This is a genomic window from Haliovirga abyssi (assembly GCF_030295325.1).
GTDB classification, from domain to species: Bacteria; Fusobacteriota; Fusobacteriia; order Fusobacteriales; family Haliovirgaceae; genus Haliovirga; species Haliovirga abyssi.
Genome location: NZ_AP027059.1, coordinates 204,757 through 217,990, shown reverse-complemented (window position 1 = coordinate 217,990; position 13,234 = coordinate 204,757). Strand labels below are relative to the sequence as shown.

The following is a 13,234-nucleotide window of genomic DNA, read 5'->3' as shown; positions in this document are numbered from 1 at the left end:
AATTCTATTGTAAGATAAAACAATCTAGGAGGTTATTATGTGTAGAATAAATCCAAGGGTAGATTTTGCGTTCAAAAAATTATTTGGGACAGAGTCAAACAAAAAATTATTAATAGATTTAATAAATTCAATAGTATCAGAAGAAGATCAAGTGAAAGAGTTAGAATTAAAAAATCCATATAATGATAAAAATTTCAGAAATGACAAATTGTCTATATTGGATATAAAAGCAACAGATCAAAGAGGGCAATGGTATAATATAGAGATGCAAGTAATTGATCAAGAATATTTTGATAAAAGAGCTTTATATTATTGGGCTAGATTGTACTCAGGACAGTTGTCTGCTGGCGTAAATTATGATAATTTAAAGAAAACTATAAGTATAAATATATTAAATTTTAGATGTTTAGATGAAGAAAAATATCATAATATATATAAGATAATAAATAGTGAAAGTGGAAAAGAATTTATAGACCATTTAGAGATACATTTTATAGAATTAGAAAAGTATGATGAAAAGATGAGTACAATGTTAGATAGATGGGTTAATTTTTTAAAAAAAGCAGAAGGATATGATAAAAATAGATTACCAAAAGAGTTAGCAGAAGTAGAAAGTATAAAAAAAGCAGTAGAATTGTTAGATGATATGTCATTAAATTATGAAGAACGAGAAAGTTATGAAGCAAGATTAAAATGGCTAAGAGATGAAGAAGCTGCAATAAAAACAGCTGAAAAAAAGGGATTTGCTAAAGGAATTAAAAAGGGCATTGAGAAAGGTATTGAACAGGGCATTGAACAAGGTATTGAACAGGGTATTGAACAAGGCATTGAACAGGGTATTGAAAAGGGTATTGAAAACACAGCAAAAGAAGCATTAAAAAATGGATTATCTTTAGAAATGATCTCTAAAATAACTGGTCTGAGCGAGACAGAGATTTTAAATTTAAAAAAATAAGACTAAACTTTACAAAAAATAAACATAACAAAAGGATGACAATTATAATAACTGTCATCCTTTTGTTATGTTTATTTTAAGATGTTCCTAATTCATTCCTTAATTTTTTCCAAACAACTCTTTTATTATATTTAAAACTTTATCATTCTCATCTCTTCTACCTATTGAAATCCTTATAAAATTTTTCAAATCTCCTTTAAATCTTCTTATTAATATCTTATTTTCTAACATTTTACTAAATATAATTTCTGCTTTTTCTGTCTTAAAAAACAGTGCATTTGAATCAGATTTATATAATTTTATTTCTGTTATTTCAGATAATTCTTTTTCCATTCTTTCTCTTTCTTCTAAAATATCTTTTACTATTTTTTTCATATTCTCACTATTTTTCAAAACTTTTAATGCAATTATTTGGGTTATTTTATTTATATTATATGGCAACCTCACTTTATTCACTTCATTTATTACCTCTTCACTTGCTACCATATATCCTATTCTTAGACCTGCTATACCATATGCTTTTGAAAATGTCCTAAGTATAGCTATATTCTCATATTTTGATACTTTATCTACAAAACTTTTACCTGCAAATTCACTATAAGCTTCATCAATAACTACTAATCCTTTTGCTTTTTCTATTATCTCAATTATAGATTTTTCTTCAAATAAATTTCCAGTTGGATTATTTGGATAAGTTATAAATGTCATAGCTACATCATCTTTTATAACATTTTTTATCATTTCATCTTTATTTATAGAGAAATCTTCACTATTTAACGGCACTTCTATTACTTCACCATTTACTATTTGCGTAGTTATTTTATACATAGCAAATGTAGGAGTATGAATTAAAACCTTTTTACCTTTTGAAACATAAGTCAACATTAAATTTAAAATCAATTCATCAGAGCCATTACCTAATATAATATTTTCTTTTTTTAATTTTAATTTTTTTGCTAGCTCTTCTCTTAAATCCTTAGATTGTGCATCAGGATAATAATTCCACAAAGCATTAAAAATCTCTTTTTCCATATCTATTTTTATGTTTTCACCTAAAAATTCAGGCATTGGATAAGGATTTTCATTTGCATCTAATTTTATATTATAATCTAAATCTGGAACTTTATATGGTTCTAAATTTTTTATATTCTCATTTACTAATTTTTTCAACATCGTCACTCCTTTTTTAAAATAGCAAACCCATATTTTGGAATTTCTACCTTTTTAATTAATTTTTTATTGTTGTACAGATCATAACATTCGTTTTCCTTAAATAGATCTTCTAATTTAATTTCGGCATTTTTTCTCCCAAAATTAAATAAAATTATTATTTTTTCTTTATTATCACTTTTAATATATCCATATATTTTTCTCTCCTTTAAGTTTATCGAAGATATATTGTAATTCCTTAACACTTTATATTTATTTCTTAATTTTATCATTTTTTTATAATGGTTTAACAAAGAAGATTTTATATCTTTTTCTTCTTCTACAGATACCCCATCATCTGCTTTAATATCTTTTGGAGTTATCCATTTTGCCATATATTGCCCTGTCATATTTTTATACCAGTCAAAAGGCTCTCTAATATGCTCATCTGGTTTATTTCCTCTTTGACCTATCTCTTCACCATAATATATAAAAGGAACTCCACCCATAGTAAATAACATAGTTGAAATTTGTTTCATTTGTAAGTCTCTATATTTTTTTATTATAAAATGGTTCATAATTCTTTTCATATCATGATTTGTCAAAAATGGAGCATCTACAAAATTTGGATTTTGCATTTTATACTCTTTATATATTCCATTAATAAAATCTACTAATCCCATATCTTTTTTTCTAGAAATTGTATCTATCATCATTTTGCTTAAATCAAAATTAAAATTCATATCAAATTCTTTATAATATGGAGCTATTTCGTTAGAGTTAGTCCAATTTTCAGCTACTATTATTGCATTTTTATTTGTATTTTTTATACTTTTTCTCCAGCTGTACCAAAACTCATGAGTAAATTTACTATCTGTATCGTCTATATGTTTTGCTGCATCTAATCTGAATCCATCTACCCCCATATTTAGCCAATAATCAGATATATTTTTAGCTTCTGATACCACTAATGGATTATGATAATTCAAATCAGGCATTTCACTCCAAAATGCAGAATAGTAAAATTCTCCATCATTATTTTTATACCATTCACTACTTTTGGGTTTGTCATTCCACACGTACCAATCTCTATATGGTGCCTTTTTAGATTTTCTTGCCAATTTAAAATATGGATGTTTTGAAGATGTGTGATTTAATACTAAATCCATTAAAATTTTTATCCCTTTTTTATGCGCTTCTTTTATTAAATTTTTAAAATCATCTAAATCTCCATATTCTTTATTAATAGAATAATAATCTGTCACATCATATCCGTGATAACTTGGACTAGAATTTATTGGCATAAGCCAAATTCCATTAACTCCCAAAGATTTTATATAATCTAAATTTTCTGTTATTCCATTTAAATCTCCAATTCCATCATTATTTGAATCTGCAAATGCCCTTACAAAAATTTCATAAAATATCGCATTATTCAAAAAATCTGGTGTTTTTGAATAATCTATATTTTTTATTGTTGTTTTTATTTCTATTGTTTTTATATCTTCATCTGCTTTTATTAAAACTTTATTTAAAGAATTAGGTACTAGATTATCCAAATAAAAATAGTGAGATTTTTTTGGAACTTCATCTATTTTTAACCCATTTATATATCCAATTTCATTTTTATCTGTTTCGAATATTATTTTAGCACTATCCTCTGTTATTTTATCTGTCTTCACCCATACAATTTCTCCAAAAGCAACAATTCCTACCATCATATAAACTGCTAATATTATTTTTTTCATCTTTTTCTCCTTTTTTCATTTTGTTTGTATTTATTTTGTTTTTTTCGGGTAGATACAGACACATTCCGACAACCGTAATGGCAATTCATGAATTGCCCCTATTTATCTAAATTTTCCACCTTTAAAAAATATATTTAATATTCTTATTCTTGTTTTATCAGAAAAAGTTTTAAATATTTTTTCTAAATTTTTCAGTTCCATAATTTCTACTTATTTTATAAAAATATTTTTTATATCATTAAAAGTTAATAACACTATCAAACTTAATAGTAATATAAATCCTACTTTATGAATATTTTCTTCAACAGTTCTATTTACTTTCATTCCTAATCCTTCTAAAATTACAAAGATTATTCTTCCACCATCTAAAGCCGGCAAAGGAAAAAGATTGACTATTCCTATATTCACCGATAAAAGTGCTATTAAAAATATTAATGAAGATACTCCCCAAGCTGAAAAAGTTTTTACAACTTTCACAACTCCTACTGGTCCTGCGATTTCATTAGATTTTACTTTTCCTGCTACTAACATTTTTAATCCTTTAAAAGTCAAATCAAAAACTTTTATAAAATTATCTCCTGCCTTTATAAAACTTTGTCCAATTCCATATTTAACATTAATAACATCTCCAGATATACCTAATAAATATCGTTTTGCATTTTCATTATATTTCATTTTGCCTTTTATTTTTATAATTTTATTATTTCTACTTATTATTAAATTAACATCACTTTTTTTTATAGATAATTTTTTTATTATATCATCCCAAGTTTCAACTTTTTCATTATCAATAGATATAATTCTATCGCCTTTTTTTAATGTCGAATACACAGAAGAATCTTTTGATACATTCCCCACTATTGGATTATTATTAGGCTTTAATTCTCCAATAAATATTGCCATAAAAAACAATATAATATACGCTAACACAAAATTCATAAATACACCTGCTACTAATATTATAAATTTTTGATATGGCTTTTTTGTGTTAAATCCATTTTCCATCTCATTATCTGGTTCCATTCCATCAATATTTACAAAACCACCTATTGGTAACGCTCTAAGGCTATAAACTGTTTCATTCTTTTTTTTGCTAAACAGTTTTGGCCCCATCCCCAATGAAAATTCTGAAACAGGAACTTTAAAAAATTTTGCCATAGTAAAATGACCTAATTCATGAACAAATGCTATTAATGTAAGCATTAATAAAGTTATTAATAAATAAACCATAAAACCCTCCTATTTGTCTGTATTTTTTATTATATATATTTTACTATATTTTTATAAAAATGTCACTATAATTACTTTTATCATAAATTTAAATAACTATAAAAACAAACACCCTATATAATTCAACTTTTTATCTGTTGATTATATAGGGCTTATTATAATTATTAAACTACTCTTTTTAAATCTAAATTATTTAATATATCTTATTAATATATAAACACTACTTACCACTAAAGATTCTAATGTTATTATAGCTCCATATTTTGTAAATCTCATAAATGATATTGGCTTTCCACTTTTTGTTGCTATTCCTGCTGCTACTACATTTGCTGATGCTCCTACCAATGTTCCATTTCCTCCAAGACATGCTCCCAATGCCAATGCCCACCATAAAGCGTATCCTATATCTTTTAGCGGAACAGTGCTATGTGCTGCAATTTGAGGTATTATCTCTTTTATCATAGGAATCATTGTAGCTGTATAAGGTATATTATTTACAACTGCTGAAGCTATTCCTGAAAGCCATAAAATCAACATAGATGTTACACCTAAATCTCCTCCTGTCAATGCTAACGCTCTATCTGCCATTATTTTTAATAATCCTACTTTCACTACTCCGTCTACTAACATAAATAATCCCATAAAGAAAAACAGTGTATCCCATTCAGCTTCTTTATATATCTCTTCTGGATGTTTTCCTGATAAAACTATTAATATAATTCCACCTGTCATTGCTATTACTGCTGGTTCTAATCCTGTAAATGGATGAGTCAAAAATCCTAATATAACTAATCCCATTACAACTAAACTAAATTTTAACATTTTTTTATCTTTAATTGCTCTGCTTGAATCTAATTCCATAATTTTTGCTTTTAAATCTCTCGATACATGCATATTTTTTCCAAATAAAAACCATAAAGTTATAACTAAAAATACCAAATTTAATAATATTACTGGTCCTAATTGTATTAAAAAGTCATTAAATGATATATGTGCCGCAGTTCCTATCAAAATATTTGGAGGGTCACCTATTAATGTAGCTGTTCCACCAATATTTGATGCTATTGCTTCTGTAATAAGAAATGGTACTGCATCAAGCTCTAACTGCTCTGCAAGTAAAATTGAAACTGGAGCTATTAATAGAACTGTTGTTACATTATCTAAAAATGCAGAAAATACCGCTGTAACAATTGATAAAACAGCCATTAATGCAAATGGTTCTCCTTTTACTAACTGTGCTATTTTTATGGCTACCCATTGAAAGACTCCTGTTTCTGACATAACAAATACAATCATCATCATTCCTGTTAATAAAAATATTACACCTAAATCAATTGAATGAAATGCCTCTTCTTGAGTTAAAACTCTTGTCCCCACCATTGCAATTCCACCTAAAAATGCTGCGGTAGAAGCTGGTATCCATTCTGTAATAATAAATAAATATGTAACTAAAAATATTATTAATGCTATTACTAAAGTATTCATCTAATTCCTCCTATACATGTAAAATTTTCTTTATAATATCTGATCTTAATATCATTCCATAATATTTCCCATTTTCCACCACATAAATTCTGGTATTTCCTTTTGTAACCATTAAAAAACTAACTTCCATAATTGATGCTTTTTTATCTACAGTTATTGGATTTTTTCTATATAACTCTTTTACTGTAACTTTTTTTTCATTTTTAAAATATTCTTCAAATGGTTCTCCAACTGTCATAAACCCTAAATCTCCCATTAAAGATGTATATTTAGGCATTCCATATTGTATTAATTCTCTTTGTGTTATTTCTCCTATAAATTTTCCTTTATTATCTGTAACAGGTACTCCTCTTAGCTCTTCTACCACAAATCTTTTAGCAATTTCTTCCAAAGTATCTGTTAATTTTGCAGGTTCTACATCTGTGCTCATTACATCCTCTGCTGTTATTCTTTCACTTACTTCAATCTCTTCATCTTTTATAATTGATATTATCTTTTCTGCATCTTTTAAATTACTTATTTTTTTTAATACATCTTGTTTTGTTGAAAGCTTCATTATCCCTTTCATTAATTGTAAGACAAGTTTATTTTTAGTTTGTCCTGCAATAATCATAAATATCATTTTAATGCTATCTTTCGTATGAATTGCTGTTTCACATTCCAGATCATTACTTAAAATCCCAACTATCACCATTACGTCATCATAACCTTCAATTCTAGCATGAGGTATTGCTATATGATTTCCCATAGCAGTTGATATTTCATGTTCTCTTTTTAATACTGCATCTTCAATTTCTCTTTTTCTCTTTTTTAACTTCTCATCAACTAATGCAGCTTTTTCCACCATAGTTTCTATTATTTGATCTTTCCCTTTTTCATTTAGATTCACAAATATTAATTCAGAATCTAAAAAACTTGACAGTCTCATATTTTCACCCTCCCAAAGTTTAAAGACAATTGATTGATTAGGCACAAAAAAGTATTTAATTTTATGTGACATAATCATTTATTGTCTCTTTTAATTTTATTATACTCCTCAAAAATTTAATTTTCAAGAGTAAAATTTAACCATTTTCTTAATTACTTATGATTAAGAAAAATTTTAGATTAATAATTAAACAAAAAATAAGCTACGCTTCATCCCATAAAGTATAAATGTTTTTCTAAATTTTTGGCTTCTGAAAAATTTCGCTTTGAAAAATCGCATATTTCAAAAAAATAGCGTAGCTTCTTTTCTGAATAAATTTATATTTTATTAGTAAACAAAAAAGTGCCTTTAAAAATAGGCACTTTTTATATTTTTATTTTGCTCTAACTAATGGGATGTCAAGTGAAATCCCACTTAACGCTCCTATTAAATTAACCTGCACATTTCCTTGAGCTGAATTATATCCATCTCTTGTAACTTTAATTATATACTCATTATAATCTAAATTAACTTTTAAAACTCCATCTGGGCCACTTCCATTGGATGCAATTAAATTATTTTTTTTATCATAAATATTTACTAATGCACTTGAAACAATACCTCCTCTTGCATCAAGAGTATTTACTGTTACATCAGCAGAACACCCAGTTATTATTGCTATAGTCATTATTAATAATATCAATTTTATTTTCATTATTCCTCCTTAGGAACGCTTAAAAAATAATATTATCATATCTATTTTTAAGCCATTAATTTAACTTTGGATAAATTACCAATCCATAAATTGGTCCCACATGACTTCCTACCACAGAGCCAGTCTCAACTACTCCTCTTACAGTTATCTTATCATATTTTTCTTCTAATTTAAATAATTTTTTAGCATTTGCTAATTCTGTTGCTGTTCCTCCCCATAAATTATACACTATAATTGGACCTTTTTTCATCTCCTCTTTTAAAATTTTCTCAAAATAATTATATACTCCTAAATCTCCTATTACTTTTTTAGCACTATAAACTTCTCCATCTTCTATTTTTACAATTGGATGCATTTTTAATATCCCGCCAATTAAAGAAGCCGCTTTTCCTATTCTTCCGCCTTTTTCTAAATATTTTAAGCTAGATACTGAGCCTATAAGTAAACCTTTATCTTTTGTTTTTTCTACCCACTCTATAATTTGTTCAAAATTTTCTTTTTCTACTGCTTTTTTCCCTGCCTCAATTACTAAATGTCCAAGACTACTCATAACTGTTTTACTATCAATTATTTTTATATCATTTTCATTTTTTCCAATCATATTTCTAGCCACTCTCGCTGCTTGATGAGTTCCACTTAATTTCCCAGATATATGTATAGAAATTATTTTTTTATATCCTTTTTCTAATAATTTTTTATATAAATTTTTAAATTCTGCTGGAGAAGGTTGTGATGTTTTGGGTAATCCATCCATCTCTAACAAACTTTTCCAAAATTGTCCTTTAGTAATCTCCTCTTTTTCTTTTTTATATTCTCCATCTAAATTAACTTTTAAAGGCACAATATAAACAGGCAATCCATTAATCATCTCTTGTTCCAAATCCGATGTGGAATCTGTAACTATTGCTATTTCTGGTAATTCTTCATCTCTATTTTCTATATACATATAATAAAAATAATTTTTTTGATTTCCTGTAAAACATTCTGTTTTTATATTTTTAAATTTATCTTTTATTTTTGTTTCGCTTTTTTGGGTTACGTTTTCCCCTTTAAAAATAGAAACCTGAATAGTTTTATTATCAATATATTTCTCAGATATTTTTTCTATAATATCTTCAAGCTTTTTCTCTGCTATTTCTATTTTATTATTAACTAGCGCTATATAATCTCCTTTTTTTATTGCTAAATCATTAATTTTTGTATCTTTTACAGCTTGAGTCACTTCTATTGAATAATTTCTTTTTAACGCATTTAATAAATCTTCTATATTTTCAATTTTATTTCTTAATATAAAATAGCCCTCTACAATACTTTTAGTGTCCATTACTAAACTATTTTTACCTGCTCTTTGACTTGCTAAATTAGCTGTAGATATTATATTTTTATTATTTGGAAGTAACACAATTCTTTTAGCATCTATTTTAGATATTGCTTCTGAAATATCTGCTACACTTGGATTATTTGATTGTCCTCCTACAATTACTGCATTAGCCCCTAATTTTAAAAACAAATTTGCTATTTCAATAGTATCTGCAACAGCGATATATCCATCTTCTTTATTTTGAATTTTATTAATCATTATTTTTTCAACTTTATCTTTTATTACTACACTTTTATGCTGTACTCCCATATTATCTATCTTTATCATAATTAATTCGCCATGCTTTAACGCAAATTCTATTGCAAGTCCTGGATTATTTGTATGTATGTGTGCTTTAGTTTTATTTGCAACTTGCACCGCTACCATTGAGTCCCCTAATTCTGATAACTTATCTTTAAACTCCTCAAAATCAAAATCTGAACCATTAATTATAAACTCAGTACAATATTTATATTTTAACTCCTCTTCACTATTAGACAAATTAAAAATTCCAGATAACTCTTTTGTAGTTATATTTTCTTCTATTTCCTCAATTATAATTCCATCTTTTATTAATTTTTCAAATCCTTCTAAAATATAGAAAAATCCTTTTGCTCCTGCATCAACTACATCTGCTTCTTTTAATTTAGGCAATAAATTTTTTGTATTTTCTACCTCTTTTTCAGCTATTCTTTTTATATATTCCAACAATTCTATTAAATCATTGTTCGTTTTTACAAATTCATTAGCTTTTTCAGAAACTATTCTCACTACTGTTAAAATTGTTCCCTCTACTGGCTCTTGTACAGCTTCATATGCTGTCTTTTGTGCAGAATCCAAAGATACAGCTATATCTTTTGCATAAATTTTCTCTTTTCCTTCTAATGGTTTTAAAAATCCATGTATTATTTGAGATAATATTGTTCCTGAATTTCCTCTTGCCCCTAATAAAACTGTTTCTGATACTACATTTATTAATGAATCCATATCTTGTTTTTCATTAAATTTATTTAATTCTTCTTCTATTGATTTTACTGTCATAGACATATTTGTACCAGTATCTCCATCTGGAACTGGATAAATGTTTAATTCGTTTAATATATCTTGATGCTTTACCAACCATCTACTTCCAGCTATTAACATTTTTTTTAATCTTATTGCATTTATATATTTAATTCCCAAAATTTCCTCCTAATAAAAATAATCTAACACAACATATGTAATATTTTAATTGTTTTTATGACAAAACATAAAAAATTTGTTTTTTAAATATTACAAAATAATTTTTCATTTATAATCTCTTAAAATTTTTTCCCAATCTCCATTATTCCTTAAAATATACTCTATAAATTCTCGAACAGCTCCTTGCCCGCCTTTTTTGCTACTAATAAAATCTGATATTTTTTTTACTTCCTGTGCCCCATCATATGGAACTCCTACTAATCCTACATCTTTCATTGCAGGTAAATCGTTTATATCATCTCCTATATATGCTACATTTTTCATATTCATATTGTATTTATCTAGTACTTCTTTTAGCTTATCTCTTTTATTCTCTATTCCTTGATGAATTTCATTAATACTCAATTCTTTTGCCCTTTTCTCTACAATAACAGATTTTCTCCCTGTAATTATAGCAAACTTATATCCTACTTTTTGTGCTTTTACTATTGCAAATCCATCTTTCACATTAAATCCTTTTAATTCTTCTCCTGAATTTCCAATATATATGGTGCCGTTTGTTAATGTCCCATCTACATCTAAAACTATTAATTTTATATTTTCTGTCATCTTTATACTCTCCTAATTTTTTAAAATGTTGGCGGAGTTACAACCCATAAAACTTTTGCTTTTAATTTTGAACTATTTTTAAATTTATGTTTTTGAGTAGATTTAAAATACAAACTATCGCCTTTTTTTAAAATATATTTTTTTTCATTTATATAAACATCTAATTCTCCTGCTATCACAAATACAAACTCTTCTCCTGGATGATAATAATATCCTTTCCCACTTTCTCCACCAGGTTCTATCTCATAAAATATAGGCTCCATATTTTTATCTATATCTGGAGTTGTAAGAAGAGATATTGTTGTTTTCGAATTCAAACTTTCCACTATATATCTATCTTCTTTTTTTGTAAAAACAGCATCTTTTTTAACATCTTCATCCTCTATTAAATAACTCACTCTTACTTCTAATTCGTTTGCTATTTTTTTTAAATTTTCTATTGAAGGAGATGCTTTTCCTTGTTCTATTTGGGATAAAAAACTTGCCGAAACTTCTACTTTTTCTGCTAATTCTCTTAAAGAATATCCTTTTTCATTCCTTATTTTTTTTATTCTATCACCCAATGTCATAATGATTTCTCCCTTTTTTACCTTTATAATTTTTATTCTTTAATGATGTGGATTTTCTTTTATTTTTTCTATTGCCACTAATAACTGCTCATCTATTAAATTTTCCAATTTTTCTAATTTTTCCTCTTCTCTTTTATTAGGATACATTTTATCTATAATACTATTTTTATATCTTGGAGGTATTCTATTTAGAACAATTGCTGCTATGTCCTGTAAACATATTTTACAAGTACAAAATTCAACAGACTTTTCTGAAATAATCTTATGTAACTCTTTAAAAACCAATTCTTCAATTACATTTTCTAAATCTTCTGTATGAAACATCTCTTTATACATCTATTCTCCCCCTTAAGCTTATTTTAAAATAACAAATAATTTTATTAATAAGTTGCACACAAAAAACTAGTTTCCTAAAAACTTTTTGTAATCATATTAATATATTTTTTCTATTTTAGATTGTGCTTTATAAATATACTCTTTTGATGGAAAATCCCCATTTTTAACATCTTCTATATATTTTTTTATTGCAGCTATTGAATTTTCTTTTAGAGTGGCATATTTTTTCACAAATTTAGGCACTAATTCATTATATCCTAACATATCATAAATTACAAGTACTTGTCCATCTGTGTATATTCCAGCGCCAATACCTATTGTCGGTATATTTACTTCTTTTGTTATTAATTTAGCTAAATTTTCAGGAACTCCTTCTAAAACTATTGCTAATACTCCTGCTTTTTCTAATTCTTTTGCATCTTCTATCATCTCTTCTGCAGCTGTTTTTTCTTTTCCTTGTATTTTATATCCGCCCATTTTATTTACAGATTGAGGAGTTAATCCTAAATGTCCAACTACAGGAATTTCTAAATCAATTATCCTTTTTATTGTTTCAATTGTTCTTTTTCCACCTTCTAATTTTACTGCATTTGCTCCAGTCTCTTTTATTATTCTACCTGCATTATATAATGAATCTTTCATATCTACATTATACGATAAATATGGCATATCCACAACTAAAAAACTGTTTTTCCTACCTCTATTAACAGCTTTTGCATGATGTATCATTTCATCCATAGTTACAGGAAGAGTAGATTCATATCCCAGAACTACCATTCCTAATGAATCTCCTACTAATATCATATCTATTTCAGCTTCATCTGCCAATTTTGAAGTTTGGTAGTCATATGCTGTTATCATAGTTATTTTTTCTTTTCCCTTTTTTGACAAAATATCATTAACTGTAATCATTTTATCCTCCAAAAATTATAATTTAATTTAATTATTTTAAAATTTGGGCAACACATAGGTTAGTCCCTACAGATGTT

The 13,234-nt window shown here is 26.5% G+C and carries 12 protein-coding genes; 1 reads left to right on the top strand and 11 read right to left on the bottom strand.

From position 1 onward, the window contains the following. Positions 1–37: 37 nt before the first annotated feature. The gene (locus RDY08_RS00950; protein WP_307904573.1) at positions 38–955 is read left to right on the top strand and encodes an Rpn family recombination-promoting nuclease/putative transposase; all 918 of its coding nucleotides are present in this window, start codon (positions 38–40) and stop codon (positions 953–955) included. A 99-nt stretch (positions 956–1,054) separates the two neighbouring features. Here RDY08_RS00950 and hisC read toward each other — a convergent pair whose 3' ends face one another. The 11 genes from hisC to panB form a co-directional block, all read right to left on the bottom strand. Then, positions 1,055–2,128, bottom strand: coding sequence for a histidinol-phosphate transaminase (gene hisC / locus RDY08_RS00945; protein WP_307904572.1), 1,074 nt, complete (start codon positions 2,126–2,128; stop codon positions 1,055–1,057). Between the two features lie 2 nt (positions 2,129–2,130). Further along, positions 2,131–3,852, bottom strand: coding sequence for an alpha-amylase family glycosyl hydrolase (locus RDY08_RS00940; RefSeq protein WP_307904571.1), 1,722 nt, complete (start codon positions 3,850–3,852; stop codon positions 2,131–2,133). 210 nt (positions 3,853–4,062) lie between these two features. Further along, the gene (gene rseP / locus RDY08_RS00935; protein WP_307904570.1) at positions 4,063–5,082 is read right to left on the bottom strand and encodes an RIP metalloprotease RseP; all 1,020 of its coding nucleotides are present in this window, start codon (positions 5,080–5,082) and stop codon (positions 4,063–4,065) included. A gap of 189 nt (positions 5,083–5,271) precedes the next feature. Next, positions 5,272–6,567 (bottom strand): ArsB/NhaD family transporter, encoded by a 1,296-nt coding sequence (locus RDY08_RS00930; RefSeq protein WP_307904569.1) that lies wholly within the window; start codon positions 6,565–6,567, stop codon positions 5,272–5,274. 10 nt (positions 6,568–6,577) lie between these two features. Then, positions 6,578–7,495, bottom strand: coding sequence for a PTS sugar transporter subunit IIA (locus RDY08_RS00925; RefSeq protein WP_307904568.1), 918 nt, complete (start codon positions 7,493–7,495; stop codon positions 6,578–6,580). Positions 7,496–7,868: 373 nt separating this feature from the next. After that, positions 7,869–8,189 (bottom strand): hypothetical protein, encoded by a 321-nt coding sequence (locus RDY08_RS00920; RefSeq protein ID WP_307904567.1) that lies wholly within the window; start codon positions 8,187–8,189, stop codon positions 7,869–7,871. Between the two features lie 55 nt (positions 8,190–8,244). Then, positions 8,245–10,731, bottom strand: coding sequence for a DegV family protein (locus RDY08_RS00915; protein WP_307904566.1), 2,487 nt, complete (start codon positions 10,729–10,731; stop codon positions 8,245–8,247). 105 nt (positions 10,732–10,836) lie between these two features. Beyond that, complete coding sequence (locus RDY08_RS00910; RefSeq protein WP_307904565.1) at positions 10,837–11,340, bottom strand: KdsC family phosphatase; 504 nt, start codon at positions 11,338–11,340, stop codon at positions 10,837–10,839. Between the two features lie 20 nt (positions 11,341–11,360). Beyond that, positions 11,361–11,909, bottom strand: a complete 549-nt coding sequence (locus RDY08_RS00905) for a helix-turn-helix domain-containing protein (RefSeq protein WP_307904564.1) — start codon at positions 11,907–11,909, stop codon at positions 11,361–11,363. A gap of 39 nt (positions 11,910–11,948) precedes the next feature. Beyond that, a complete protein-coding gene (locus RDY08_RS00900; protein ID WP_307904563.1) occupies positions 11,949–12,245 on the bottom strand; it encodes a late competence development ComFB family protein in 297 nt (98 codons plus the stop codon). A gap of 96 nt (positions 12,246–12,341) precedes the next feature. After that, a complete protein-coding gene (panB, locus tag RDY08_RS00895; RefSeq protein ID WP_307904562.1) occupies positions 12,342–13,157 on the bottom strand; it encodes a 3-methyl-2-oxobutanoate hydroxymethyltransferase in 816 nt (271 codons plus the stop codon). Positions 13,158–13,234: the final 77 nt, after the last annotated feature.

Excerpts from the sequence above, each read along its gene's own strand:
- RDY08_RS00950 (WP_307904573.1), top strand. The coding sequence starts at position 38 with ATGTGTAGAATAAATCCAAGGGTAGATTTTGCGTTCAAAAAATTATTT.
- hisC (WP_307904572.1), bottom strand. The coding sequence starts at position 2,128 with ATGTTGAAAAAATTAGTAAATGAGAATATAAAAAATTTAGAACCATAT.
- RDY08_RS00940 (WP_307904571.1), bottom strand. The coding sequence starts at position 3,852 with ATGAAAAAAATAATATTAGCAGTTTATATGATGGTAGGAATTGTTGCT.
- rseP (WP_307904570.1), bottom strand. The coding sequence starts at position 5,082 with ATGGTTTATTTATTAATAACTTTATTAATGCTTACATTAATAGCATTT.
- RDY08_RS00930 (WP_307904569.1), bottom strand. The coding sequence starts at position 6,567 with ATGAATACTTTAGTAATAGCATTAATAATATTTTTAGTTACATATTTA.
- RDY08_RS00925 (WP_307904568.1), bottom strand. The coding sequence starts at position 7,495 with ATGAGACTGTCAAGTTTTTTAGATTCTGAATTAATATTTGTGAATCTA.
- RDY08_RS00920 (WP_307904567.1), bottom strand. The coding sequence starts at position 8,189 with ATGAAAATAAAATTGATATTATTAATAATGACTATAGCAATAATAACT.
- RDY08_RS00910 (WP_307904565.1), bottom strand. The coding sequence starts at position 11,340 with ATGACAGAAAATATAAAATTAATAGTTTTAGATGTAGATGGGACATTA.
- RDY08_RS00905 (WP_307904564.1), bottom strand. The coding sequence starts at position 11,909 with ATGACATTGGGTGATAGAATAAAAAAAATAAGGAATGAAAAAGGATAT.
- RDY08_RS00900 (WP_307904563.1), bottom strand. The coding sequence starts at position 12,245 with ATGTATAAAGAGATGTTTCATACAGAAGATTTAGAAAATGTAATTGAA.
- panB (WP_307904562.1), bottom strand. The coding sequence starts at position 13,157 with ATGATTACAGTTAATGATATTTTGTCAAAAAAGGGAAAAGAAAAAATA.